Genomic DNA, 23,864 nt, shown 5'->3' with positions numbered 1-23,864 from the left:
ATGTTCGGAAGCATGAAACGCGGCGTCAACGCCTATGCGAATGTCGGTCTCGAAACCGGCGTCGCGGCCGCTTCGCCCCATAAACTGATCATCATGCTGTACGACGGCGCGATGGTCGCGCTGCTGAGCGCGATCAGCAATATGAAGTCGAGCAACGTGGCCGCCAAGGGCGCCGCGATCTCGAAGGCGATCACGATCATCGACAACGGCCTGCGCGCCTCGCTCGACAAGAATGCGGGCGGCGACATCGCCCACAACCTCGACGCCCTGTACGACTACATGAGCCGCCGCCTGCTGCAGGCGAACATCAAGAACGATGTCGCGGGCATCGAGGAAGTCCATGGCCTGCTGTCGGACCTGCGCGAAGCCTGGCTCAGCATCGGCGAGAAGTCCGGGCAGCCGGTTCCCCAAGCCGCCCCGGCGATGCCGAAGACCCCGACCCTGGTGAACGCATGATGAAGATGACCGGACAGGAAGTTGTTTCCGTATATGAGACCATGGTCGGGATCACCGACCAGATGCTCGACGCCGCCACCGCCAACGACTGGGATCGCATGGTCGAGCTGGAACAGGCCTGCGCCGACTGCGTGCGCCGCCTGAAGGAAAACGAAGACGCCCAGCCGCTCGCCGGCCAGGAGCGCCTGCGCAAGGTCAACGCGATCCGCCGCATGCTCGACGCCGATCGCCAGATCCGCGACCTGACCACGCCGTGGATGGCGCGCCTGTCGGCCCTGATCAGCAACACCACGACCGAACGCCGCGTCGCGCGCGCCTACGGCGTCTAGCCCGGACCGGGCTGACCCATGCTGCCGCGCGAGCTCGTATCAGCCGTCACGCGCGCCGCGCCGTTCCAGGGGGCCGAGCAGCTCGCCGACCCGCGCCAGCAGGCCTTCCAGCGCGCGCTCGCGCCCCTGCTCGGCAAGGCGGTCCACGGCCAGGTGCTGGCCCGCCTCACCGACGGCAGCTTCGTCGTCAAGGTCGCCGACATCGCGGCCCGCATGCAGCTGCCCCCGGGCGCCCAGGTCGGCGCCGACGTGCCCCTGACCCTGGTGTCGCTGCAGCCGCGCGCCACCTTCCAGGTCGGCGGCCAGGCCACTCCCGCCTTCAGCGAAGCCGGCCCGCCGCTGCCGGACGGCGCCGATCCCGGCAAGGCGCCCCTCGCCTACCGCGAAGGCGGGTCGGCGCAGCAGCTCGGGGCGGCCGGACGCGCGCAGGCGCTGCTGGCGCAGAGCGCGGCGGCGGGCGCCGGGGTCCTGCTGGCCGGGGCCGAAGCCCGGCACACCACCCTCAGCCCTGCCGGCAAGGCGATCGGCGGCGTGCTCGCCGCCGCCCTGAAGGCGGATGCCCCCCTGGGCTCCCTGGTCGGCCGCGCGCCCGTGGTCGGCGCGCCCGGCGCGGATGCCGGCGCGATCGCGGCCGGGCTCCAGCAAACACTTGTCAAGAGCGGCTTGTTCTACGAATCGCATGTGGCCGAATGGGCCCAGGGCGGACGCCCGCTGGCCGAGCTGGCGGCCGAGCCGCAGCAGCAGGCGGCGCGCGAAGGCGCGCGGCCGGTGGCCCTGGACCCCGCCACCGCACAGTTCATCAGCCTGCAGCTGGCCACCCAGGAACAGGCCCAGCTGACGTGGCAGGGCCAGCTGTGGCCGGGCCAGCCGATGGAATGGGATGTGCAGCGCGAGGCCGGCGGCGACACGAAGCAGGAAGACGGCCAGCCCGCCTGGCTCAGCCGCCTGCGCCTGCGCTTCCCGGCACTGGGCGAACTCGAGGCGAACATCAGCCTGGCCGGCGACACCCTCCAGCTGCGCTTATCGACCGGCAGCCACGCCAGCGCGAGCCAGCTGCGCCGCCACGCGCCGCAGCTGGAGGAGGCGCTCGGCGCGGCCGGCACCCGCCTGGCCAGCTTCGACGTGCGCGCCGCCAGGGATGGCGATGCCTGGGAATGAAGGCAAGCGGCGCCAGAGCGCCGTGGCGCTGGCCTATGGCGGCGACGATGCCGCGCCCAGGGTGGTGGCCAAGGGCCAGGGCCTGGTGGCGGAGCAGATCATGCGCCGCGCCGGGGAAGCCGGCGTCTTCGTGCACGAATCGAAGGAACTGGTGGCCCTGCTGATGCAGGTCGACCTCGACCGCGAGATTCCGCCCGCCCTCTACCGCGTGATTGCGGAACTGTTGGCATGGTTATATCATATTGAGTCGGCTCAACAACATGGAGAGGTCCCGCCCGCTCCGCCCGATCCGACCGCACACCTCGATAAAAATACAGCGGCAAGAACGGAAAACAGCAATGAATGAAGCAGAACTGGAAAACTGGCACGACTACGAGGTGGGATCGCGGCGCGAGATCGTTTCCCTGCTGCGCCAGATCGGCGAGAAGAACCAGCTGATCCGCATGCTCGTCAAGGGCGAGACCGATGTCTGCGTCACCTCGATCCTCGAAGTCGACGACGACGGCGACAGCTTCGTGCTCGACCGCTCGATCGACCGCGCCCAGAACGATCGCATCATCGCCGCCGGGCGCGTGATGTGCGAAACCTCGCTCGACAAGATCCGCATCCTGTTCGCCGCCGAAGGCCTGGGCGAGACCAGCTACCGGGGCGGCGCCGCGCTGCGCGCCGACATCCCCGCCACCCTGATCCGCCTGCAGCGGCGCGAGTTCTACCGCATGCCCACTCCGGTGAGCAACCCGGTGCGCGCCCTGGTCCCGGTGTCGCCGGCGGCCGGCGGCGGCATGGGCGTGTTCCCGCTGCACGACATCAGCGTGGGCGGCATCTCCATCCTCGACAACAAGCTCCAGCTCGGCACGACGATCGGCGAGGTCTATGAAAACTGCCGCATCGAACTGCCCGAGATCGGTCCCATCACGACCTCGCTGCAGGTCCGCAATTCGCTGGACATGACGCTGCTGAACAACAAGACCAACCGCCGCCTGGGCTGCCAGTTCGTCGACATCTCGCGCGGCGCCCTGGCCGGCGTGCAGCGCTACATCACCAAGCTCGAACGCGAGCGCAACGCGCGCCTGGCCGGCCTGGCCTGAGCAGGCAGCATGCCGGCGCACGCCGGCACATCGTCTCAGCGCTCGGCCAGGTGTTCGTAGACGAACGACTTGATCAACAGCATGGTCGCCGCATCGTTGGCGCTATCGAATTCGATCCCGTAGCGCATCTGCTGCGACAGCTTGCCCTTGATGCTGCGAATCACGCACAAGACCGTCAGGAGGTGATTCTGGCCACCGATCTTGAGACGGAAAGCAGCTTTCATCTTGGAACCGATTTGTCCCAGTACGAAATTGGTGGCGATCGCGCAGCCACTCCCGGAGAGGTTGATGATCACCGCCGGGATCGTATGATCGTCCTCCACCGTCAGGACGGCCGGAATACGGGAATCGACCCGCAGCGCCTGGCGGAAGGGCTTGGTCACCACATCCTGCGGGTAACGCAGGAAGATGTGCGGGCTCGGCAGGGAAGCGTAGCGCATCAGCGCGGTCTTGAAGAGGCACAGGTTGCGGCCGAAGATGACCTGCACCGCCATCGGCAAGCCTTCGAAATCGTTCCAGACCTGCCCGTTCCCCAGCCTCAGCGGCGGCGCGGAAACGATCAGGGTCTGCATCGGAATGCGGCCGATGAATTCGACCTGTTCGCTGCGCTGTTCGAAGTCGCCCGGCAGCTTGAAGCTCAGCGTCGTTCCTTCGGCGTTGTGCTTCAGGTGCGTGATCGGGTCACGCTGTGTCCGGGCCATCGCCTCCTCGCCGTCGACGAGGGTCGCGGCGATGCTGCGGTCGCCGGGCAAGGACGCACGCACCGGTCGTTTTTCCAGCAAGCGATTGCGGATGTCCTGGCTCTCCACCAGGTATCCCGCAGGCGCCAGCAATTCTCCCGAGCGCAAATAGATCGGCCACGGAAGCACGGCCCCGATGTGCACCTCTTGTTCGGAGAGATAAATAAATTTGGGCATGTGATCACCGGATTGACTTGCCGCCAAATCCTAAAGAACATCCCCGTCCTTGGCCGCAGTGCAAGGATATTCGCATACGCAATGATCTAAAGCAATAGACATTAATATGTGTATTGACATCGTGCCTGTCTTGTATCGAATTGGCCGTGCGGAAAACCAACAGTAGACGATTTAGCAATAATAGATATCTCATCTACTTATATTTGCGCTACACTGGCAGGAACTCACTTGCTGTTGACCAATGCCAACTCGCTCGTCGAATACCCACTTCTTCTTCACTGCCTTCGCCCACTCCGCGGTCGGCATGGCGCTGGTAGGCCTGCATGGCAACTGGCTCGAAGTCAATCCGGCACTCTGCCGCATCCTCGGCTATTCGCGCGGCGAACTGCTGGGCAAGACCTTCCAGGACATCACCCACCCCGCCGACGTCGAGGGCGACCTGTGGCTGGCGAACAAGGTCCTGGCCGGCGAGATCGAATCGTATAACCTGGAAAAGCGCTACCGCCATGGCGACGGCCACACGGTCTGGGGCCTGCTGACGGTCTCGCTCGGCCGCGACGACGAAGGCCGACCCGACTGCTTCATCGCGCAGGTGATCGACATCACCGCCCAGAAGAACGCGGTCGAGGACCGCGAAGCCTTCTTCACGCTGTCGCCCGACCTGCTGGCCATCGCCAACACCCAGGGTTACTTCCTGCAGGTGAACCCGGCCTGGACCGAGGTGCTGGGCTGGGCGCCCGAGGAACTGACGTCGCGGCCGTACTCCGACCTGGTGCACCCCGACGACGTCGCGCGCACCCGCGAGGCCATCGAAGCGGCGCGCGCGGCCGGCATCTCCACGGGTTTTCGCAACCGCTACCGGCACGCGGCGGGCGGCTACCGCTGGTTCGAATGGAGTTCGCGCGCGGACGGCCACGGGCTGCTGTACTGCTCGGTGCGCGACGTCACCACCCAGATCGAGAACGAGGAACGGCTGCGCAGCCAGGAAGAAAAGATCCGGCTCCTGATCGACAACGCCAACGACGCCTTCCTCGCGATGACCCAGGACGGCATCATCACCGAATGGAACAAGCAGGCCGAAACCACCTTCGGCTGGTCGGCCCGGGAAGCGATCGGCCGGCCGATGGTCGACCTGCTGCCGCCGGAGCGCCTGCGCCAGGGCCACCTGGACGGCGTGGCGAGGTTCCTGGCCAGCGGCCAGGAGGGCGCGACGAAACGGGTCGAAGTGCCGGCGCTGCGCAAGGATGGACAGGAAATCCTGGTCGAATTCACGGTCGGCACCATGCAGCACCGGGGCGAGCGCTACTTCCACGCCTTCCTGCGCGATGTGTCGGAACAGCGCCGGATGAGCGAGCAGATGCATTACCAGGCCACCCACGATTTCCTCACCCGCCTGCCGAACCGCTATGAATTCATGGGAAGGCTGCAGCGCGCCATCGAGGGGGTGCAGCGCGAGAGCGATCGTCCGCTGGTGCTGCTGTTCATCGACCTGGACGGTTTCAAGGCGGTCAACGACCTGTGCGGGCACGAGGCGGGCGACGCCGTGCTGATCGAATTCGGCCAGCGCCTGGGCCACTCGGTGCGGCGCACCGACCTGGTCGCGCGCCTGGCGGGCGACGAGTTCGTGGTCATGCTCGACCACGTGAGCAATGCCCGCATCGACGCCGACCAGGTGGCGCAGAAGATCCTGAGCGCCGCCGCCCAGCCCTATGCGGTGGTGGCCGGCCGCACCGAGGTCGGCGCCAGCATCGGCGTGGCCTTCCACGCCGAAGGCGACAGCGCCGACGCCCTGCTGTCGCGCGCCGACATCGCCATGTACATGGCCAAGAACGCGGGCAAGAACCGCGCCGCCATGTTCACCGACGGCCAGTGGCTGATCCGCGCGGCGTCCTGCTGAGACAGGTTCTCGACTCAGGCGATATTCAGTCCGCCGTCGACCGCCAGCACCTGGCCGGTGACCCAGCCGCCGTCGCGCGAGGCCAGCGCCACCAGCATCCCGGCCACGTCGTCCGGCACGCCGCGCCGTCCCAGCGGGATGCTGCGCGTTTCCTGTTCCTTGACGGCGGCGATCTGCTGGTCCGACAGTCCCATGCGCTCGGCCAGGAAGTCGGTCTCGGTCGGCCCGGCCGCGATGGCGTTGACGCGAATGCCGTCGGCGGCCAGCTCCAGCGCCCAGCAGCGCGTCATGTGCTCGAGCGCGGCCTTGCTGGCGCCATAGTGAGACAGCATGGCGCCGGCCTTGTGGCCGAAGGTCGAGGATACGTTGACGATCGCGCCGCGGGTCGCGCGCAGGTGCGGCAGCGCCGCGCTGGCCAGCAGCGACGGGCCGACCACGTTGACATCGAAGATGCGGCGGATCCGCGCGGCGTCGGCGTCGGGCAGCGGCAGGATCGCGCCGGCGCCGGCATTGTTGACCAGCACGTCCAGCCTGCCCCAGCGTTCGATCACGGCGGCGACGGTGCGCGCCGCGTCTTCCGGCGCGCCGGCGTCGGCGACCAGCCAGTCGATGCCGTCATGGCGCGCGGCCAGTTCGCGCAGCGGCGCTTCGCGGCGCCCGGTCACGACCACGCGCGCTCCGGCGCGGGCGAAGCGCAGCGCGGCGGCCTGGCCGATGCCGGCGCCGCCGCCGGTGATCAGGACGACTTGTCCGGTGAAATCTTGATTCATGCTTTCCTCACTCGATGGTTGACGGGGAGGCGTGACGCCCGAAATGCGCGATCCGGCTGCGCAGCCGCTCCCGGCGCTCGCTCAGCACCCCGATCAGGGCGTCGAGCTCGTCCAGCTTGCGCCGGTGCAGGGCCAGTCCGGCGGCGCAGCTGCCGGCGTCGTAGCCGCCGCGCAGGCAGTCCATCATGCCGGCGATCTGGCGGGTGCTGAAACCGCAGTCGAGCAGGTCGCGGATCCAGAGCACCTGCTCCTGCGTGGCGGGATCGAACTCGCGGTAGCCGTTGGGGCAGCGCCGCGACACGATCAGGCCCTGCGCTTCGTAATGGCGCAGGATCCGCGTGCTGACCGCCGTGGCCTGCGCTAAGGCGCCTATGCGCATGCGTCACTCCTTTTCATCGATTGTCGCGGCTTGACGCTAGTGGCAATGTCAAGCCTGTGCGAAGAAGACGAGCGGCGCGGGCCGGATGTGACATCGGGCGGCGCGGCGCCGCCGTTTACCTGGCGGCTGCGACGGCCTCGAGGATCACCTTCGCCACGTCGGCGGGACGCGACTGCTGCGGCACGTGGCTGGCGTCCAGTTCGACCGTGCGGGCGCCGATCTTCTTCGCCAGGGCGCGCTGCAGGCCCGGGTCGATCATGCGGTCCCTGGCGGCGGCGATGTACCACGACGGCCTGGTCTTCCAGGCCGCGCCGCCGACCTTCTCGCCGAAGGCGCTGGCGCGGATCGGTCCCTGGGTCGCGGCCATCACTGCCGCCTGGGCGGCCGGCACGTCCTGGGCGAAGTCCTCGCGCATCACGTCGTCCGGCAGGCTGATGAAGCCGTCCTTGCCCGGAGCCAGCTTGGCGGCGCCCGGCGCCACCGGGTAGCCCTTGCCCACCTCCATGGTCGACTGGCCCGCGTCCGGCGCGAACGCGGCGACGTACACCAGGCTGGCCACCTTGTCGTGCTGGCCGGCCTCGGTGATCACGGTGCCGCCCCACGAGTGGCCGACCAGGACCACCTTGCCGGTCTGGCTGTCGATCACGCGGCGCGCGGCGTCGACGTCGTCCTTCAGCGAGGTCAGCGGATTCTGGATCGCGGTCACCTTCACGCCCTTCGCCTGCAGCAGCGGGATCACCCGGGCCCAGTCGGAGCCGTCGGCGAAGGCGCCGTGGACGATCACGACCGAGGGCTGGGCGGCCGGTGCGGCGTGGGCGGCGCCGGCGGCGAGTGTGGCAACTGCGGCCGCGACGGCCAGGGAACGCAGGGTGGTCTTCAGTGCGGACATGGGGTTCTCCTTCATGCTTGGTTGGTGTGAAGGAAGTATAGGAAGGGGCTTGCCAGACGGGTATCGGTCGATCGACCGACCCCGCGGGCCTGTGTTGCGGACAGGGGCAAAAAAATGCGCGCGCCGCGGGGCACGCGCAAAGTCCGCGCAAGCGCGCGCGGACATGGAGGACGGTTCGGTCGCGCGGCCGCCGCTCAGGCGCGCGCGAAGGCGAGGATGTCTTCGTTCACCTTGTCCTTGTGGGTGTCGGTCAGGCCGTGGGGCGCGCCGGGATATTCGATGTACTTGGCTTTCGGGAGCAGCTTGGCCGAGGCCCGTCCGCCCACGTCGACCGGCACCACCTGGTCGTCGGCGCCGTGGATGATCAGGGTCGGCTTGTCGAATTTCTTCAGGTCGCTGCGGAAGTCGGTGGCGGAGAACGCCTCGATCGAGTCATAGGTGTTCTTGGCGCCGCCCATCAGGCCCTGCATGGTCCAGGACTGGATCAGTCCCTGCGACGGCTTGGCGCCCGGGCGATTGAAGCCGAAGAACGGACCGCTCGGCACGTCGATGAACAGCTGGGCGCGGTTCGCCACGTGGGCGGCGCGGATGCCGTCGAACACGTCGCGCGGCAGGCCGCCCGGATTGTCCGCGGTCTTGAGCATCAGCGGCGGCACCGCCGCCACCAGCCCGATCTTCGCGACCCGCGCGGTGCCATGGCGGCCGATGTAGCGCGCCACCTCCCCGCCTCCGGTCGAGAAACCGATCAGGAAGATGTTCTTCAGGTCCAGCATCTCGATCAGCTGGGCCAGGTCATCGGCGTAATGGTCCATGTCGTTGCCCGACCATGGCTGGCTGGAGCGGCCGTGGCCGCGGCGGTCGTGGGCGATGGCGCGGAAGCCGTTGTTCGCCACGTGGAACATCTGGGATTCCCAGCTGTCCGAACTGAGCGGCCAGCCGTGGCAGAACACGATCGGCTGGCCCTTGCCCCAGTCCTTGTAGTAGATCTGCACGCCATCGCGGGTGGTGAAGGTGCTGGCGGTGCGGTTGGTCGCGCCCTTGGCGCTGGCGGCGACCGCCTCGCCCGTGAGGCTCGCCATCGGCAGCGCGAGGGCGGCGCCGGCGCCTCCCAGCATGGCGGCGCGGCGCGGCAGGCTGACATCTTGCGGGTGTTGTTTCGACATGATCATTCCTTGGTTGTTGTGTTATCGGTCCTGCGAAGGTGGCCGGCGCACGGCCGGCCCTTTCGCGGAAACGGCGCCCGAAGCAGTACCTACTGTACTTCCGGCCCCCGGCTGGGGCTATTCCGCCTGTGGCAGTGTCCCGCATCCCACCAAAGTGCTAGCGCCCGGCTCTTTCCTTTGGCAGGGATCGGAAAAAATCGCAGGAGTCTTGATGCCGCGTGTCACATCCCGGCATCCAGGGTCGTCTTATCGGCATGCAGGACGCAACCAGCGCCCTCCCCCACCTGAAAGGAACACATCATGTCCGCACGTATCCCCCTGTTCACCCTGGCGCCGGCCAACCTGAAAGCCCTGGTCAACCTGTCGACGGTCAACAAGAAGGGCGCGCTCGGCGAGCGCCTGGTCGAACTCATCCACCTGCGCGTTTCGCAAGTCAACGGTTGCGGCATGTGCGTCGACATGCACTGGCGCGACCTGGTCAAGCAGGGCGCCGATCCGCGCCACCTGAATGCACTCTCCGCCTGGCGCGAAGCGCCGTTCTTCAGCGAGCGCGAACGCGCCGCGCTGGCCTGGGCCGACGCCGTCAACGCGCTGCCGCAGCGCGACGATACCGACGCCGCCTGGCCGGCCCTGCGCGAGCACTTCAGCGACGCCGAGATTGCCGAACTTGGCTATACTATCGCCGCCATCCGGGGCTGGAACGCGATCAACCTGAGCCTGCGCAACCAGATCCCGGAGCAGCCTGCCCCGGGCATGTAATTGCCGAAGCGCGCCGCGGTGCGGCGCGCCATCCCCTGAGAATGTGAGGAAACCCATGCCCAAGTCCATCAAGCTGCGCGCCGCGGTGCCCTGATGGAGGCAGGACCGCAGGTGCATTCCACTTCCTTGCCGCCTTCCTTTTCCGACCTGCACGGCCACGACACGGTCACCCTGGACCAGGCCATGCAGGCGCTCGCCATCGTCGGCGATCTCAGCATGGGCCAGCCGATCGACCAGTCGGAACGGGGCGCCCGCCTGGCGCTGCGCATCGCGCGCGCCGCCGGCGCCGACGCCGCCACCTGCCAGCATGCGCGCATGGTGGCGCAGCTGCGCTGGTCGGGCTGCACCGCCAACGCGGCCGGCTTCGCCGAGCTGCTGGGCGACGACGTCGGCGGCCGCAATGCGATGCTGACCCATACCCTGTCGCCCGGCATGGCGCGGCGCCTGGACAACATCGCGCCGCTGGCCCAGGTGCATTGCGAGGTCTCGGGCGACATCGCGGCCATGATGGGCCTGCCGGCCGCGGTCGAGCTGGGGCTGCGCCACGTGTTCGAGCAATACGGCGGCGGCGGGATTCCGCTCGGCCTGCGCGGGCCGGAGATTCCCGAACTGGTGTTCTACGTGACCCTGGCTGGCGACTTCGAGATCCTGGCGCGCGCCCACGGCGTCGACGCCGCCCTCGGCATGATCGCCGGGATGGCCGACGCCAAGTATCCGGCCGCGCTGGTGCGCCTGCTGCCGGAGCATGCGCGCGCCTGGCTGGACGAACTCGAGCACGATGCCGGGGAAGCCGGGGAAGCCGATGCGCCCTCCTTCCTGCCGGTCTCGGTCCCGCTGACCCTGGTGGCCGACATGATCGAACTGAAGCTGCCCTGGCTGGCCGGCTATTCGCGCCGCGTGGCCGCGCTGGCCCAGCAGGCGGCGGCCCTGGCCGGCCTGCCCGAGGTGCAGCAGCGCAGCCTGGCGCGCGCCGCCCTGCTGCACGGCATCGGCCGCGCGGCCGTGTCGAATACGGTGTGGGAACGTCGCGGCAAGCTCAGTGCGGCCGACTGGGAAGCGGTGCGCCTGGTGCCCTACTGGACCGCGCGCGCGGGGGCGCGCATCGCGGGCCTGGGCGCGGACGCCGCGCTGGCCTCGCACGTGTACGAGCGGCTGGACGGCAGCGGCTATTTCCGCAGCCTCGGCCCGGACACGCTCGGCCTGCCCCAGCGCCTGCTGGCCGCCGCCGCGGCCTTCGTGGCGCTGCGCTCGCCGCGCCCGTGGCGCGCGGCCCACGACCACGGCGCCGCCAGCGCCCTGCTGGAGGCCCAGGTGACGGGCGGGCGCTTCGACCGCGCGGCGGTGGCCGCGGTGGCCGCGGCGGCGGCCGGCGCCCAGCCGGCCCCGGTGCGTGCGCGCACGACCCTGTCGGCGCGCGAGATCGAGGTGCTGCAGAGGATCAGCGTAGGCGAGAGCAACAAGGAAGCGGCGCGCGCCATGCGGATCAGCCCGAGCACGGTGCGCACCCACGTCGAGAGCATCTTCCGCAAGCTGGAGTGCTCGACGCGGGCGGCCGCCACGCTGAAGGCGCTGACCCTCGGCCTGATCTAGGTCAGCCCGGCTGCGCCAGCAGCGTCCGGATCACCTCCTCGGTCTCCTTGTAGGCGCCTTCGCCGAAGTGCTGGTACACGACGCGGCCCTTCTTGTCGATCAGGTAGACCGCCGGCCAGTACTGGTTCTGGTAGGCCTGCCAGGTCGCATAGCGGTTGTCCTGGGCCACCGGGTAGGTGATGCCGAAGCGGGCGATGGCGGCCTTCACGTTCTCGGTCGAGCGTTCGAAGGCGTATTCCGGGGTGTGCACGCCGACCACGACCAGGCCCTGGTCCTTGTAGCGCGCATGCCAGGCCTTCACGTAGGGCATCGTGCGGATGCAGTTGATGCAGGTGTAGGTCCAGAAGTCGACCAGCACCACCTTGCCGCGCAGGTCCTGCTGCTTCAGCGGGGCGCTGTTGAGCCAGTTGTTGATGCCGGTGAATTCCGGCGCCGCGCCGTAGTCCTTCAGCGGCGCCGCCTGGGCCAGGCCGGCGACGGCCGCGCCGGCGATGACCAGGGTCTTGATGGTGTTCATAAGGTTCATGATGCTGTCCTTTCAGGGTCAGAATGGGGCGCCGCTCAGCCAGGCGGCCACGCGGACGTCGTAGTGGAAATACATGGCGATCGCGGTAGCCAGCACCAGCGCGCCGAAGCCGCGCTGCACCAGCGGCGCGGTCAGCCAGCGCAGGCGGCCGGCAGCCGCCCGGCCGCCATGGGCGATCAGGAGCATCGGCAGCGCGGCGCCGGCCGCATACAGGGCCAGCAGGATGGCGGCGCGGTCCAGGTCGCGCGACTGCGCCACCAGGGCCAGGATCGAGGCCAGCACCGGGCCCGCGCACGGCGTCCACACCGCGCCCAGGGTCAGGCCGAGCAGGAAGCCGCCGGCGTTGCCGGGGCGCGCCTGCGACACGGCGCCGCCGGCCGCCGGCATCAGGGCCATCGCGGCCGCCGCCAGGCGGTCGTACAGCGCGGGCCACAGGCGCAGCACGCCGGTGGCGCCCAGCATGGCCAGCGCGATGGTGCGCACGCTGTCCTGCAGCACGTCGGCGCCGGAGGCCAGCGCCAGCAGCAGGCCCGCGCTCGAGAAGGCCAGGACGAAGCCGGCGATCACGAACAGGGGCCGCGCGCGCCCGCCTTCGGTGACCTTGGTGCCGAGCAGCAGCGGCAGCATCGGCAACACACAGGGGGAAGCGATGGTGAGTACGCCGGCCAGCACGGCCAGCGGGGCTTCGAACGGTGTGGACATGGTCTGATTCCTTGGGGTTTGTTATCGGATGGCGCCATTTGACCCGCCTGGTGTGTCTGGCGAATGTCAGCATCGCCACGCCGGCGTAAGCGCATGTGTCGCGCCATGGGACGGATACACAAGGACACAATCGCGCCGTAAAGTTGGGCTATAACGTCGGCTCGAACCCGCTGGAGAACGCCATGTCACCCTCTTCGTTTGGCCTTTCGCACCTCATGCAGGCACTGGGCCGCCTGTCGCCGCGCACCCTGTCCGGGCGCCTGGTGGCGCTGCTGGTGGGCGCCCTGGTGCTGGCCCACGCGCTGAGCTTCGTGGTGATCATGTCCGAGCGGCGCGACGCCACCACCGGCCTGATGCTGAACTTCATGGAGCAGGACCTGGCCACCTCGGTCGCCCTGCTCGACCGCCTGCCGGCCGCCGAGCGCGCCGACTGGCTGGGCCAGCTGGAGCGGCGCAGCTACCGGCTGGTGCTGGCGCCGCCGGCGCCGGGCAGCGCGCCGGCCGGCGGCCTGCCGGCCATGCTGGTGGCCTCGATCGAACAGGCGCTCGGCAGCCACTACGCCCTGCGCGCCAGCGCGGTGCGCACGCCCGGCGGGCCGCTGCAGGTGGCGCTGCAGCTGCGCGACGGCATGCCGCTGACGATCGAGCTGCGCCCGCGCGGCCTGCCGCTCTCCAGCTGGCTGGTGCCGGCCCTGCTGCTCCAGCTGGTGCTGCTGGCGCTGCTGTGCTGGCTGAGCGTGCGCCTCGCCACCCGCCCGCTGGCGCGCCTGGCGGCGGCGGCCGACGCCTTCGGTCCCGCACTGCGCGCCGCCCAGCTGCCGGAACACGGGCCGCTCGAAGTGGCGCGCGCCGCCACCGCCTTCAACGCCATGCAGCGCCGCATCGCCGCCCACACCGCGGAACGCATGCAGATCCTGGCGGCGGTGTCGCACGACCTGCAGACGCCGATCACGCGCATGCGCCTGGCGGTCGACCTGCTCGGCGACGACGAGCCCACCCGCGAACGGCTGGAGCGCAACCTGATCGAGATGGAGGGCATGGTGCGCGAGGGACTGGACTACGCGCGCAGCATGCACGGCACCGCGGAAACCCCGCTGGCGCTGAGCCTGGACGACGTGCTGGGCACCCTGGGCGACGACTACGCGGCCGCCGGCAAGCCCGTGACGGTCGGGCCGCGCCGCGGCCTGGTGGTGCGCGCCGCCCCGCAGGCGCTGCGCCGGGTGCTGACCAACGTGGTCGACAACGCGCTGCGCTACGGCGGCAGCGCCGAGGTGGACGCGCAGGCGCTGCCCGACGGCGGGATCGCGGTCACGGTGCGCGACGACGGCCCGGGCATTCCGGAAGACCAGCTGGAAGCGGTGTTCGCGCCCTTCCACCGGGTCGAGGGCTCGCGCAGCCGCGACAGCGGCGGCACCGGCCTGGGACTGGCGATCGCGCGCCAGCTGAGCGAGGCCATGGGCGCCTCGCTCAGCCTGCACAACCGCCCCGAAGGCGGCCTGGAAGCGCGTCTGCGCCTGTCGCCCGCGGCGAAGGAGGCGGCGCATGGCGCCTGAACGCCGCCTGCCCGGGCAGGCATGCGGCGCGGCGCGGAGCCGGCTTCACCCCAAGGAGGGAAGCCAGGCGCATCCCGGCTGGGCCATGACGAACCAAATTGTGACTTTTTGCCTGAGCCAAGGGGTGAGTTTCTTGTGCGCACTATATTTACAGTACAGCCTGCGTGCATAATCGCCGCTCAAGAAGGAGACGTTTCGATGCAAGACTTCGCGGCCCGCGACTACCTGTCATTTGACGCTGCCAGCCCGGTTCCCCTGTACCGGCAAATCTACGCCCGGGTGCGCGAGGCGGTCGATACCGGCGTACTGCGGCCGGGCGACCGTATCCCGGCCACGCGCGTGCTGGCCCAGGAACTCGGCCTGGCGCGCGGCACCGTGGCGGCCGCCTATGCGCTGCTGTCGGCGGAAGGCTACCTCGAGGTGCGCGGCGCGGCCGGCTCGGTGATCGCCGCACGCCACGCCTCGACGCCGCGCGCCCCGATGACGCCGCGGGTGCGCCCGCTGCCGCTCGACGTCGGCGGCGCGATCGCGCCCCTGCCCTTCCAGCTGGGACTGCCGGCCCTGGACGCCTTCCCGCGCAAGGTGTGGGCGCGCATGGCCGCGCGCGCCGCGCGCTCCCTGCAGACCCGCCACCTGGTCAAGGATTCGGCGTTCGGCGCCTCCAGCCTGCGCACCGCGATCGCCAGCTACCTGCAGCTGTCGCGCGGGATCGACTGCATGCCTTGCCAGGTATTCATCACGTCCGGCTACCGCGACGCGCTCGGGCTGGTCGCGCGCGCGCTGCTGGCGCCGGGCGAGCGCGCCTGGACCGAGGATCCCGGCTTTCCGCCGACCCGCCAGGTGCTGAAGGGACTGGGCTTCGGACCGGTGCCGGTGCCGGTCGACGAGCACGGGATCGACATCGCGCGCGGCGCGGCGCTGGCCCCGGACGCGCGCATGGCGGTGGTGACGCCGGCGCACCAGAGCCCGCTGACCATCACGATGAGCCCGGCACGCCGCCAGGCGCTGCTCGACTGGGCCCAGGCCACCGGCGCCTGGGTCGTCGAGGACGACTACGACGGCGAATTCCGCTACACCGGACGGCCGCTGCCGGCCCTGGCCAGCATGGACCGGGGCGAACGGGTCGTGTACTGCGGCAGCTTCAGCAAGGTGATGTTCCCGGCCCTGCGCCTGTCCTACGTGGTGGTGCCGACCTCGCTGGTCGAGCGCTTCGAGGACGCGGCCAGCCTGGTCAGCAACGGCAGCCCGGCGCTGACCCAGGGCATCGTGTGCGATTTCATGCAGGACGGCCACTTCGTGCGCCATATCCAGGCCATGCGCCGGCTGTACGCCGAGCGCCGCGACTACACCGCGCGCGCGCTCGCCGCGGCCCTGGGCAGCCGCGCCGAGATCGCGCCGCAGGCCGGCGGGCTGCACCTGGTGGCCCGGGTGGCGCCGGGGGCCGACCGCGCCATGGCCGAGCGCCTGCGCGAGCACGGCCTGGCGCCGATGGCGCTGGCCGATTTCTATGCCGGTCCACCCGAGCGTGGCGCATTGCTGTTAAGCTTTACCAATGTCACCAGCCCGGCCCAGGCCGGGGAACTGGCGCGTCGCGTGGCGCAGGCGCTCGACATGCAGGCGCCCTACGACTGACCTGGCGGGAAACGAGCGATGGAACAAGCCGACCATATCCTGATCGTCGACGACGACCGCGAAATCCGCGAACTGCTGGTCAGCTACCTGGAACGCAACGGCGTGCACGCCACCGCCGTCGGCAACGGGCGCCAGATGCGCGACGTGCTCGACAATCATCCGGTGGACCTGGTGGTGCTCGACCTGATGCTGCCCGGCGAGGATGGACTGGCCCTGTGCCGCGACCTGCGCGCCGGGCCGCACAAGCGCATCCCGGTGCTGATGCTGACCGCGCGCTCGGACGAAGCCGACCGCATCCTCGGCCTCGAGATGGGCGCCGACGACTACCTCGCCAAGCCGTTCGCGGCGCGCGAATTGCTGGCGCGGGTGCGCGCCGTGCTGCGCCGCGCGCGCATGCTGCCGCCCAACATGGAATTGACGGAACAGGCCACCGTGCTCTCGTTCGGCGACTGGCGCCTGGACACGGTGGCGCGCCACCTGCTCGACACCGAGGACACCGTGGTCGCGCTGACCGGCGCCGAATACCGGCTGCTGCGCGCCTTCCTCGACCATCCGCAGCGCGTGCTCACGCGCGACCAGCTGCTCCAGCTGACCCAGGGGCGCGACGCCGACATCTTCGACCGTTCGATCGACCTGCTGGTCAGCCGCCTGCGCCAGCGCCTGCGCGACGATGCGCGCGAGCCGCGCTACATCAAGACGCTGCGCTACGAAGGCTATGTGTTTTCCTGCGCCGTGACGGCGCGCTGAAGGAAGCGGAAGGCTGGAGCGGGCACGCGCCCGCCAGGCCGGAGGCACGGCGGGACCGCTGGTCCTGGCCGCTGCGGCGGTGCTCCGGCGCGGTCGAACCGCCGCGCCGGTCTCCCGACAACTGGTTCCGGCCGCCGCACCGGCAAGGCCGGAGCGGCGCCGGTTTCCCGGCTTCAGGAATAGGTGGCGGGATGGACGCCGCTGCCCGGGCGGATCAGGCCGCGCTGGGTGGCGACCACCACCGCATGGGTGCGCGCGGTCGCGTCCAGCTTGCTCATCACGCCCTTGACGTGGGTCTTCACGGTGCCGACCCCGATGCCCAGCTTGCGCGCGATCGACTTGTTGCAGCAGCCCTGGGCCAGCAGCTGGAGCACGTCGGTTTCGCGGCCGGTCAGGGTTTCGCGGCTCAGGCTATCGGCCACGCTGCGGGTGACCGATTCGCTCAGGTAGCGCTGGCCCTGGGACAGCGCGGTCACGGCTTTCTGCAGCTCGTCCGGGCTGCACGACTGCAGCACATAGCCGTGCACCCCGGCATCCATGGCGATGCGCACTTCCCACTCCTTGTCGAGCTGGGTGACGATCAGCACGCCCGGATGGCGGAAGGCATCCGGCACCGGCTGGCGGGCCAGCGCGATGCCGGAATCATAGTCGGCGACCAGCACGCGCGCGACACGCTGCGCTTCCGGCTGGGACAGATGGGTGGTGACTCGCAATTCGGGCCGTTCGGCTAGGATGGCATGCAGTCCGGCAGTCATCACCGGATCGGCGTGCATGATATGGACGGCGGATTGAATCGTTTGCATGGTCTACTCCTGAATTGACGGCGTCGGGCTTGTTACCCGCTCATCATCTTGAAACCGCGGACCCGCCCCGGCAAGTTAAGACATGTAAAAAATGCGGCTGCGCCGCCGCCGGCCGCCCCAGGGTGAATGCGTTATACTTGGCCGACCATGCGCCTGACCTCTTTCACCGACTACACGCTGCGTACCCTCCTGCACCTGGGCAGCAACCGGGGTCGCCTCGTGACGATCCAGGAAATCGCGGACCTGCACAATATCTCGAAGAACCACCTGATGAAGGTGGTCAACGAGCTTGCGCGCAACGGCGTGATCGAGACCATCCGCGGCCGCAACGGCGGCTTCCGCCTGGCTCATGAGCCCGAGGACATCAACATCGGCGCCGTGGTGCGCATGAGCGAGAGCGACTTCTACATGGCCGAGTGCTTCGACCCGGCCGGCTCGCCCTGCGGCCTGGTCAAGTCCTGCCGCCTGAAGGGCGTCCTCGGCGACGCCACGAGCGCCTACCTCGCCGAACTCGACCGCCACACCCTGGCCTCGCTGCTGCCGGAACCGGCGCCGCGCGACCTGCCCGTCACCGTCACCCTGCACCGCAAGAAGGCCGCGTAGTGTGGGCGGCTTTGCTGCCCACGCATGATAGTTGCAAGCGAGATCATCGAGCCCGATATCCGGGCCGATAACCATCACCGCGTGGACAGCAAGCTGTCCACCCTACGTCAAGCAGACATATGGCTCCCGGCCTCGATGGCCGGATAGAACTCGGCATCCTCGCGGCGGATGCGCTCGTACACCGTCCTGAGCACGCGGTTGGCGTCGGCCCGGAACTGTTCCGGCGCGGCCGCCAGGCGGCTGGCCAGGTTCCAGCGCCCCGCGAATTCCATGTAGTCGGCCACGATGCCGCGCATCTCGTTCTGGTACGCCTGGCTCATGCGCGCCAGGCGCGCCCCGCCCCTGGCCAGCGCCGGATACAGCACGCTGTCCTCCACCGCCAGGTGCAGCTTGATCACGCCGCTCATCGCGACGATCCGGGCCGCGATCTCGTCCGCGTTCCCGGCAATGCCAGCCTGGGTGCTGGCGCGCAGGCCGGCGATGGCGTCGAGGATGCTTGTTTTAAGGCAAAGGCCATGGAAGCGTGGACGGTGGGCGCTCAATCCGGCAAGGCGGCGATGATCCGCTCCGCGACCGCGCGAGAGGTGGTGTTCGGGGTCAGGTCTGTCATTCGGACATGGACGCACAACCCTTGCGAAATCTCAGAATGGCTTTAAGCATGCCGAGACTTTTCCCCTCTTCCCGACGTTCTCCGTGATGCGCGGGTTTCGGTGACAGATACGAGCCGCGCATTGACGGGTTTGGAATAAACAAACCAGTATTTTGAGAGAGAGCAAAGGTGCTCGCTCGGTGTCCGAATGACAGACCTGACCCTGAATGCCAAATGAGGAGGGTCGATGGCCGCTGCGCTGCGATCAGTCGGGCAAGGCGGCGATGATGCGGTCCGCGACCGCGCGCAGCCGCTCGGGGTCGGCGGGAACGGCGGAATGCGGTTTCAGCGCCTCGGCCTGGTGACGCGGGACCACGTGAAAATGGACATGGGGGACGGTCTGCCCTGCTGCGCGTCCATTGAACTGGGCAATCATGATACCCGGCGGCTGCAGCGCGGCTTTCACCGCCGTCGCCAGGCGCCGCGCGGTGCGGATGCACGCCGCGGCGCTCTCGTCGGACAGTTCCATGATTTCGACGGCCCCTTCCTTCGGCAGGATGAGCACATGGCCCTCGGCCTGGGGCATGATGTCCATGATCGCCACGGTCAGCTCATCCTCATACAGCCGGATGGAAGGCAATTCGCCGCGCAGGATCCTGGCAAACGGGTTCTGGGAATCGTAGGTCATCGTTCGTCCTCATGGTTGTGACTGCATGATGGATTCTAGCGTCCCGCGCGGCCGGGTCGATGGCGGCGGCGCGCGGGCCGGCAAGCCCGCGCGCGGTACTGCCTAGAACCCGTAGGTGGCGCGGGCGTAGATGAAGCGGCCCGAGCGTCCGAACGGCGCGTAGTTCGAGAACGGCGTGTTGCCGGTCGTGTTCAGCGCCGGCGGCAGGGTTTCCGGATACTGGTCGAACACGTTGTCCGCGCCCAGCGCCAGGCTCAGCTTCGAGCTCAGCGCGAAGCGCGCCTCGATGTCGACCAGGGTCTTGGCGCCGTGCTCGTAGTCGAAGGCCGCCGTGGTGCCAGGCGTCAGCACCTTGCCGTAGCGGGTGGCGCGCAAGGTGGCGCCCCACTGTCCCAGCTTCCAGTTCAGGTTGGCGCTGATCTTGTTCCTCGGCTGGCCTTTCTCCAGCGCCAGCACGTTCAGGCGGTCGAACAGGATCGGCGCCGGATTCAGCGCCGCCAGCTGGGCCGTCTGTGGCACCTTGGTCACTTCGGTCTCGGTGAAGTTGCCGGCCAGGGTGACGTCGAAGCGGCCCGCCGCGCCCGCGTTGTACGGCCAGTTGATCACCACGTCGACACCCTTGGTGGTGGTGTCGACGCCGTTGATGAAGAAGCGCCCGCCGCCCACGCCGACGAAGCCCTGCGACGCGATGTAGTTGCGCACGTTGGCCTGGGTCAGGTTCTCGGACAGGATGATGCGGTCGTCGATGTCGATCCGGTAGGCGTCGACGGTGACGTTGACCGCGCCCAGGCGCATCACCGCGCCGAGCGAGTAGTTGATCGACTCTTCGGCGTCGAGCGGCGTGGCGCCGAGGGCGACGGCCACCGGATCGCTCGGCTTGAAGGTGGTGATCTCGAACGGCACGCCGTTGATGAAGTTGGTCGAGGTCGCGGTGAAGTTCTGCTGCTGCGGCGAAGGCGCGCGGAAGCCGTTCTGGACCGCGCCACGCAGCGCGAAGGCCGGGGTGAAGTCATAGCGCGCGGACAGCTTGCCGGCCAGGCTGTTGCCGAAGTCGGAATAGCGCTCGGCGCGCACCGCGGCCGAGGCCAGCAGCTGCGGCGTGATGTTCGCTTCGACGTCGACGAAGGCGCCAACCGCGTTGCGGCTGGTGTCGACTTCGTTGGCGGGACGGAAGCCCGGGAATACCTGGGCGCCCGGCGCGGCCGGCGTGCCGTTGGCCAGCACCTGGCCGCCGTAGCGGTAGGAATCGGGTTCGCCGGCGAACAGCTCGTAGCCTTCGCGGCGCGCTTCCGCGCCGACCGCCACGTTGAGCGGCGACGCCAGGCCGACCTCGAACTGGCGCACGCCGGTCAGGTTGAACACGGTCTGGTCGTACGAGAAGCCGCCGGCGTCGAACACGGTCTTGCTGGTCGGGCCGATCGAGCGGTTCAGCGTGTTCTGGATCTCGAATTCCATCTTGTTCTTGCCGTAGCCGAGCGAGGCGTCCATGTCCCACTCGCCCAGGCGCCAGGTGACGCCGCCGGTGAGGGCGAAGTCGTTCACGGTCGGGGCGATGATCGGCAGGAAGCCGTCCGGATAGATCGAGATGATGTTGCGCACGTCCTGGGCCGGACGGAAGAAGCCGCCCGAACGCGCGTCGCGGTTCTGGTAGCTGGCCCAGCCGTAGACCTTGACGCCGCCGCCCAGGTCGTTGCCGGCGTTCGCGAACAGGGTGGCCTGTTCCGTCTCCGGCTCGCCATACCAGGCGTTGAAGCGGTTGATCGTGTTCTCGCGCGGGTCGAAGGCGCCGTTCACGCGCGGGTACTGCTGGCGCATGTCGTAGCCGCTGCGTTCGGTGCGGTGCTGGTCGCGGTATTCGGCGGCCAGGGTCAGGTAGCCGGTCTCGCCCAGGGCCAGGCCCTTCCAGACGCTGACGGTCGCGGTCTGGCCGTCGGTGCGCTCGCGCGAAGACGGCGCGCTCCAGGTGGCGCCGACGGGCGCCACGTCGTTCCACAGCTCGTATTCGGTCTTGCGCGCGCCATAGGTGACGCTGGCCTCGCCGCCCGTGCGGTCGGTGCGCAGGCGCAGGTTGACCACGCCGGAGATCGCGTCCGAGCCGTACTGGGCGGCGGCGCCGTCGCGCAGCACTTCGATGCTCTTCACGATGGCGGTCGGGATGGTGTTCAGGTCGACCGCGGCCGAGCCGCGTCCGACCGAACCGTTGACGTTGACCAGCGAGGAGGCGTGGCGGCGCTTCGAGTTGACCAGCACCAGGGTCTGGTCGGGCGCCATGCCGCGCAGGGTGGCGGGACGGATGGTGTCGGTGCCGTCGGTGATCGCGGGACGCGGGAAGTTCAGCGAGGGCAGCGCGACCGACAGCGCCTGGTTCATCTCGGTGGTGCCGGCGTTCTTCAGGGTCTCGGACGAGATGATGTCGACCGGGGCCGCGGTATCGAGCGCGGTGCGGTTGGCCACCCGGGTGCCGGTCACCACGACGGTGGCGGCGGCGCTTTCCGGTGCGGCCGCCGCTTCCTGTGCCTGGGCAGTCCCTGCGAACAGCGATGCGATCGCGAGGGCCATGGCGGTTCGTTGCGTCACTCTTTTCTGCATCTTCGTTTTTCCTCTTGTTGTTGTTGGCGCCAGCCGCCCCGGAGTTTCCAGGGCGACAATAGCAAATTAATACTGCTGGGCACGATTGGAGATGTCAATTCATAATGAATTGCTTGCAGGATATTTACAACAATGATGACAACGTCAGGCTGGCGTAAGCTGCGCAGCCTACGCGCGGGCGACGCCGCCGTCAGCGGCCCAGGCTGAGCCCGCGTCCGCGCCGGAACAGCTGCCAGGCCAGCGACACCAGGACCAGCGTCGCCAGCGCCAGCAGGATGGCCGCGAGCGGCGTGGCCAGGGCCGGCAGCTTGTCCGACAGGCCCAGCCTGGCGGCGACGCCGCCCGTGACCAGCGCGGCGATGCCGTAGCCGGCCACCCGGTCGGCGCCGGGATGGAAATCGGCGTAGCGGCGCCCGGGAGTGAAGTGGGTGAACGCCGCCACCTTGCGCATCTCGCTCCGGACCTGCTCGAGCTGGCCGATGCCGGCCACCGCGTTGAGGACCAGGACGCCGTCCCGCCCCAGCACCCGGACGCTGTAGTTGAGCCCATTCACCGGCGCCCCTTCGGTATGCAATTCCTTGGCCCAGTAGAGCTTGTGCCCGGCCGCATCGTAGTACGGGCGCTCGGCCCAGCCGACCAGGGTCATGGCCGGATAGCCCTGCTTCCTGCGCACCCGGTTTTCCTGCGCCATGCTTTCCTTGATCGCTTCCAGCAGCATGGCGTAGTCGATGCCGGCGGCATCGCCTTCCAGGACGTGGCCGCCCGGGTCGTAGGTGATCACGACGCCCCAGCCGCCGGCGCCCAGCGGGCTGGCGCCGGAGGGAACGATCATGCCCAGGGTGCGCAATCCTGGCGGATTGCCCCAGCCCTGCTCCAGCAGGCGCGCGGTGTCGGCAGGCGCCAGGTAGCGGAAGGAAGCGGGCAGGTCGAGCGTCGCCACGGCGCCCGGCAAGGTGATGCCGCCGCGCTGGAACCTGAGCGAAGCCAGCAACTCCTCCGCCGCCTGCCCGGACGCCACCGGTTGCACGCCGGTCTGGGCGCACGCCAGCCCGAAGCTCAGGCACAGCAGGAGCGCGGCGACTAGTCTTTGCATAGAGGTTTCCGGTTCAAGGGAAAGCCATCTTACACAACGGAAATGCAATATTACTCACTCTTTGTCACACTTCCCCCAAAGGAGACACAATGTTGCGTTAATGAATGCAAAGGCACTCTCGCCGGGAAGTCCGGGTGGCCCGGCGGCGCATGCCGTCAGGGTCCGGTCACGGTAATGGCGGGCGCCGTATAGCCCTGGAAGGTCAGCGTGTAGGTAAAACTGGTCACCCTGGGAGTGCCCAGCAACACCTTGGTCCAGTTCCCGTTGGGGCAGACAGCCAGGTTTTCGAAAGCCTGGTTCGAAGGGACATTCTGCGCACTGAAGGCGGCCACCACCAGTGTTCCGTTCCTGAGCTCGGTCGTGTCGTCGGGGGCCGGCGTCGAGCTCGTGGATTGCGTCTTCACCTCGACGATCTGGCCCCCACGGTTCCTGCACTGCACAGTCGCTGAATAACTCACTGTCAGCCTCACATCCGCATCATTGTTGCCGACGCCGGCGATCTGGGTTCCGGTGCAGCTTACGACCAGGTTAGTCACGGTGCAGACCGGCTCACCGGCGTTCTGGCGGTAGTGCGCGCCGCTTGGCGCCCTGTCTTCAAAAACGGTGATGCTCCACGCCGCCGGCGCTGTCAAAGCCGCAGCCAGAGAAAGCGAGATGGTTCTTACATTAAGGAAGCGCTGAATAAATAAGGTTTCCTTCGCGCCGGTGCGACAAACCGGTGCCGGCAGAGACGAGCGCCGAAATCAGCTATTTTTTGCGTCTATTCGACGCTGCCGAGCAGGTTTCGGCGTGTCGCGGCACGCGTTTCCCCATTCAGGACGGAGTTCGGGCGCGAGCGCTCCCAAAGGTACGGCCGGCAAGCACCAGATTGGCAAAGGCAAACAAGGTGAACAGCTGTGCAGTGTTCTTCGCCAGCCCGCGGTACCGTGTCTTCCGATGACGGA

The 23,864-nt window shown here is 68.7% G+C and carries 25 protein-coding genes and 1 pseudogene; 12 read left to right on the top strand and 14 right to left on the bottom strand.

What is annotated here, in order from left to right; translation table 11 throughout:
- From fliS to H162_RS0107010, 5 genes are read left to right on the top strand one after another with little or no spacing between them, the layout of a single operon-like run.
- Positions 1 to 456: a flagellar export chaperone FliS gene (gene fliS / locus H162_RS0107030; protein ID WP_020652750.1), complete on the top strand. Its 456-nt coding sequence runs from the start codon at positions 1 to 3 to the stop codon at positions 454 to 456.
- Positions 456 to 785, top strand: coding sequence for a flagellar protein FliT (locus H162_RS0107025; RefSeq protein WP_026354337.1), 330 nt, complete (start codon positions 456 to 458; stop codon positions 783 to 785). Before fliS ends, H162_RS0107025 begins: the two co-directional genes overlap by 1 nt.
- Before the next feature lie 18 nt (positions 786 to 803).
- A complete protein-coding gene (gene fliK / locus H162_RS0107020; protein ID WP_020652748.1) occupies positions 804 to 1,943 on the top strand; it encodes a flagellar hook-length control protein FliK in 1,140 nt (379 codons plus the stop codon).
- The gene (locus H162_RS0107015; protein WP_040786761.1) at positions 1,930 to 2,289 is read left to right on the top strand and encodes an EscU/YscU/HrcU family type III secretion system export apparatus switch protein; all 360 of its coding nucleotides are present in this window, start codon (positions 1,930 to 1,932) and stop codon (positions 2,287 to 2,289) included. The genes fliK and H162_RS0107015 overlap by 14 nt, the downstream gene beginning before the upstream one ends.
- Positions 2,282 to 3,031, top strand: a complete 750-nt coding sequence (locus H162_RS0107010) for a flagellar brake protein (RefSeq protein WP_020652746.1) — start codon at positions 2,282 to 2,284, stop codon at positions 3,029 to 3,031. The genes H162_RS0107015 and H162_RS0107010 overlap by 8 nt, the downstream gene beginning before the upstream one ends.
- A 35-nt stretch (positions 3,032 to 3,066) precedes the next feature.
- Here H162_RS0107010 and H162_RS0107005 read toward each other — a convergent pair whose 3' ends face one another.
- Positions 3,067 to 3,975: a PilZ domain-containing protein gene (locus tag H162_RS0107005; protein WP_156885500.1), complete on the bottom strand. Its 909-nt coding sequence runs from the start codon at positions 3,973 to 3,975 to the stop codon at positions 3,067 to 3,069.
- Positions 3,976 to 4,189: 214 nt separating this feature from the next.
- On the opposite strand from H162_RS0107005, the gene H162_RS32560 reads away from it, so the two are divergent.
- Entirely contained in the window at positions 4,190 to 5,845 is a 1,656-nt protein-coding gene (locus H162_RS32560) for a PAS domain S-box protein (RefSeq protein WP_020652744.1), read from the top strand.
- Between the two features lie 14 nt (positions 5,846 to 5,859).
- Here H162_RS32560 and H162_RS0106995 read toward each other — a convergent pair whose 3' ends face one another.
- From H162_RS0106995 to H162_RS0106980, 4 genes are all read right to left on the bottom strand, one after another.
- Positions 5,860 to 6,615 (bottom strand): SDR family NAD(P)-dependent oxidoreductase, encoded by a 756-nt coding sequence (locus H162_RS0106995; protein ID WP_020652743.1) that lies wholly within the window; start codon positions 6,613 to 6,615, stop codon positions 5,860 to 5,862.
- Positions 6,616 to 6,622: 7 nt separating this feature from the next.
- On the bottom strand, positions 6,623 to 6,994 hold the full coding sequence (locus H162_RS30300; RefSeq protein WP_020652742.1) for a MerR family transcriptional regulator: 372 nt from the start codon (positions 6,992 to 6,994) through the stop codon (positions 6,623 to 6,625).
- A gap of 115 nt (positions 6,995 to 7,109) precedes the next feature.
- Entirely contained in the window at positions 7,110 to 7,883 is a 774-nt protein-coding gene (locus H162_RS0106985; protein ID WP_020652741.1) for an alpha/beta fold hydrolase, read from the bottom strand.
- A 194-nt stretch (positions 7,884 to 8,077) separates the two neighbouring features.
- A complete protein-coding gene (locus H162_RS0106980) occupies positions 8,078 to 9,046 on the bottom strand; it encodes an alpha/beta fold hydrolase (protein ID WP_020652740.1) in 969 nt (322 codons plus the stop codon).
- A gap of 300 nt (positions 9,047 to 9,346) precedes the next feature.
- On the opposite strand from H162_RS0106980, the gene H162_RS0106975 reads away from it, so the two are divergent.
- Together H162_RS0106975 and H162_RS0106970 are read left to right on the top strand one after the other, a co-directional pair.
- Complete coding sequence (locus H162_RS0106975; RefSeq protein ID WP_020652739.1) at positions 9,347 to 9,805, top strand: carboxymuconolactone decarboxylase family protein; 459 nt, start codon at positions 9,347 to 9,349, stop codon at positions 9,803 to 9,805.
- Between the two features lie 93 nt (positions 9,806 to 9,898).
- Complete coding sequence (locus H162_RS0106970; RefSeq protein WP_084676951.1) at positions 9,899 to 11,395, top strand: HD domain-containing phosphohydrolase; 1,497 nt, start codon at positions 9,899 to 9,901, stop codon at positions 11,393 to 11,395.
- Position 11,396: 1 nt separating this feature from the next.
- On the opposite strand, the gene H162_RS0106965 is transcribed toward H162_RS0106970, so the two are convergent.
- Together H162_RS0106965 and H162_RS0106960 are read right to left on the bottom strand one after the other, a co-directional pair.
- Positions 11,397 to 11,912, bottom strand: a complete 516-nt coding sequence (locus H162_RS0106965) for a thioredoxin family protein (protein WP_020652737.1) — start codon at positions 11,910 to 11,912, stop codon at positions 11,397 to 11,399.
- Positions 11,913 to 11,939: 27 nt separating this feature from the next.
- Complete coding sequence (locus tag H162_RS0106960; RefSeq protein ID WP_020652736.1) at positions 11,940 to 12,623, bottom strand: cytochrome c biogenesis CcdA family protein; 684 nt, start codon at positions 12,621 to 12,623, stop codon at positions 11,940 to 11,942.
- 182 nt (positions 12,624 to 12,805) lie between these two features.
- Between H162_RS0106960 and H162_RS30295 the strand changes: the two genes are divergently transcribed.
- From H162_RS30295 to H162_RS0106945, 3 genes are all read left to right on the top strand, one after another.
- Positions 12,806 to 14,176, top strand: a complete 1,371-nt coding sequence (locus H162_RS30295) for a sensor histidine kinase (RefSeq protein WP_229451969.1) — start codon at positions 12,806 to 12,808, stop codon at positions 14,174 to 14,176.
- 198 nt (positions 14,177 to 14,374) lie between these two features.
- The gene (pdxR, locus tag H162_RS0106950) at positions 14,375 to 15,808 is read left to right on the top strand and encodes a MocR-like pyridoxine biosynthesis transcription factor PdxR (protein ID WP_020652734.1); all 1,434 of its coding nucleotides are present in this window, start codon (positions 14,375 to 14,377) and stop codon (positions 15,806 to 15,808) included.
- 18 nt (positions 15,809 to 15,826) lie between these two features.
- Positions 15,827 to 16,555, top strand: coding sequence for a response regulator (locus H162_RS0106945; protein WP_020652733.1), 729 nt, complete (start codon positions 15,827 to 15,829; stop codon positions 16,553 to 16,555).
- 173 nt (positions 16,556 to 16,728) lie between these two features.
- On the opposite strand, the gene H162_RS0106940 is transcribed toward H162_RS0106945, so the two are convergent.
- On the bottom strand, positions 16,729 to 17,358 hold the full coding sequence (locus tag H162_RS0106940) for a response regulator transcription factor (RefSeq protein WP_026354336.1): 630 nt from the start codon (positions 17,356 to 17,358) through the stop codon (positions 16,729 to 16,731).
- Positions 17,359 to 17,505: 147 nt separating this feature from the next.
- On the opposite strand from H162_RS0106940, the gene H162_RS0106935 reads away from it, so the two are divergent.
- Entirely contained in the window at positions 17,506 to 17,961 is a 456-nt protein-coding gene (locus H162_RS0106935) for an RrF2 family transcriptional regulator (RefSeq protein ID WP_020652731.1), read from the top strand.
- 107 nt (positions 17,962 to 18,068) lie between these two features.
- On the opposite strand, the gene H162_RS0106930 is transcribed toward H162_RS0106935, so the two are convergent.
- From H162_RS0106930 to H162_RS33925, 6 genes and pseudogenes are all read right to left on the bottom strand, one after another.
- On the bottom strand, positions 18,069 to 18,503 hold the full coding sequence (locus H162_RS0106930) for a hemerythrin domain-containing protein (RefSeq protein WP_020652730.1): 435 nt from the start codon (positions 18,501 to 18,503) through the stop codon (positions 18,069 to 18,071).
- Positions 18,504 to 18,815: 312 nt separating this feature from the next.
- On the bottom strand, positions 18,816 to 19,238 hold the full coding sequence (locus H162_RS0106925; RefSeq protein ID WP_020652729.1) for an HIT family protein: 423 nt from the start codon (positions 19,236 to 19,238) through the stop codon (positions 18,816 to 18,818).
- A gap of 102 nt (positions 19,239 to 19,340) precedes the next feature.
- Entirely contained in the window at positions 19,341 to 21,815 is a 2,475-nt protein-coding gene (locus H162_RS0106920; RefSeq protein WP_229451968.1) for a TonB-dependent receptor plug domain-containing protein, read from the bottom strand.
- A gap of 202 nt (positions 21,816 to 22,017) precedes the next feature.
- Entirely contained in the window at positions 22,018 to 22,920 is a 903-nt protein-coding gene (locus H162_RS0106915; RefSeq protein WP_020652727.1) for a DUF2167 domain-containing protein, read from the bottom strand.
- A gap of 155 nt (positions 22,921 to 23,075) precedes the next feature.
- On the bottom strand, positions 23,076 to 23,552 hold the full coding sequence (locus H162_RS0106910; RefSeq protein WP_020652726.1) for a hypothetical protein: 477 nt from the start codon (positions 23,550 to 23,552) through the stop codon (positions 23,076 to 23,078).
- A 181-nt stretch (positions 23,553 to 23,733) separates the two neighbouring features.
- Positions 23,734 to 23,864, bottom strand: a pseudogene (locus tag H162_RS33925) (IS5/IS1182 family transposase); the annotation flags it as partial.

This window comes from Massilia niastensis DSM 21313, from assembly GCF_000382345.1.
GTDB classification, from domain to species: Bacteria; Pseudomonadota; Gammaproteobacteria; order Burkholderiales; family Burkholderiaceae_D; genus Telluria; species Telluria niastensis.
The sequence above is the reverse complement of the archived record's forward strand: the minus strand, read 5'-3'. Positions and strand labels throughout refer to the sequence as shown.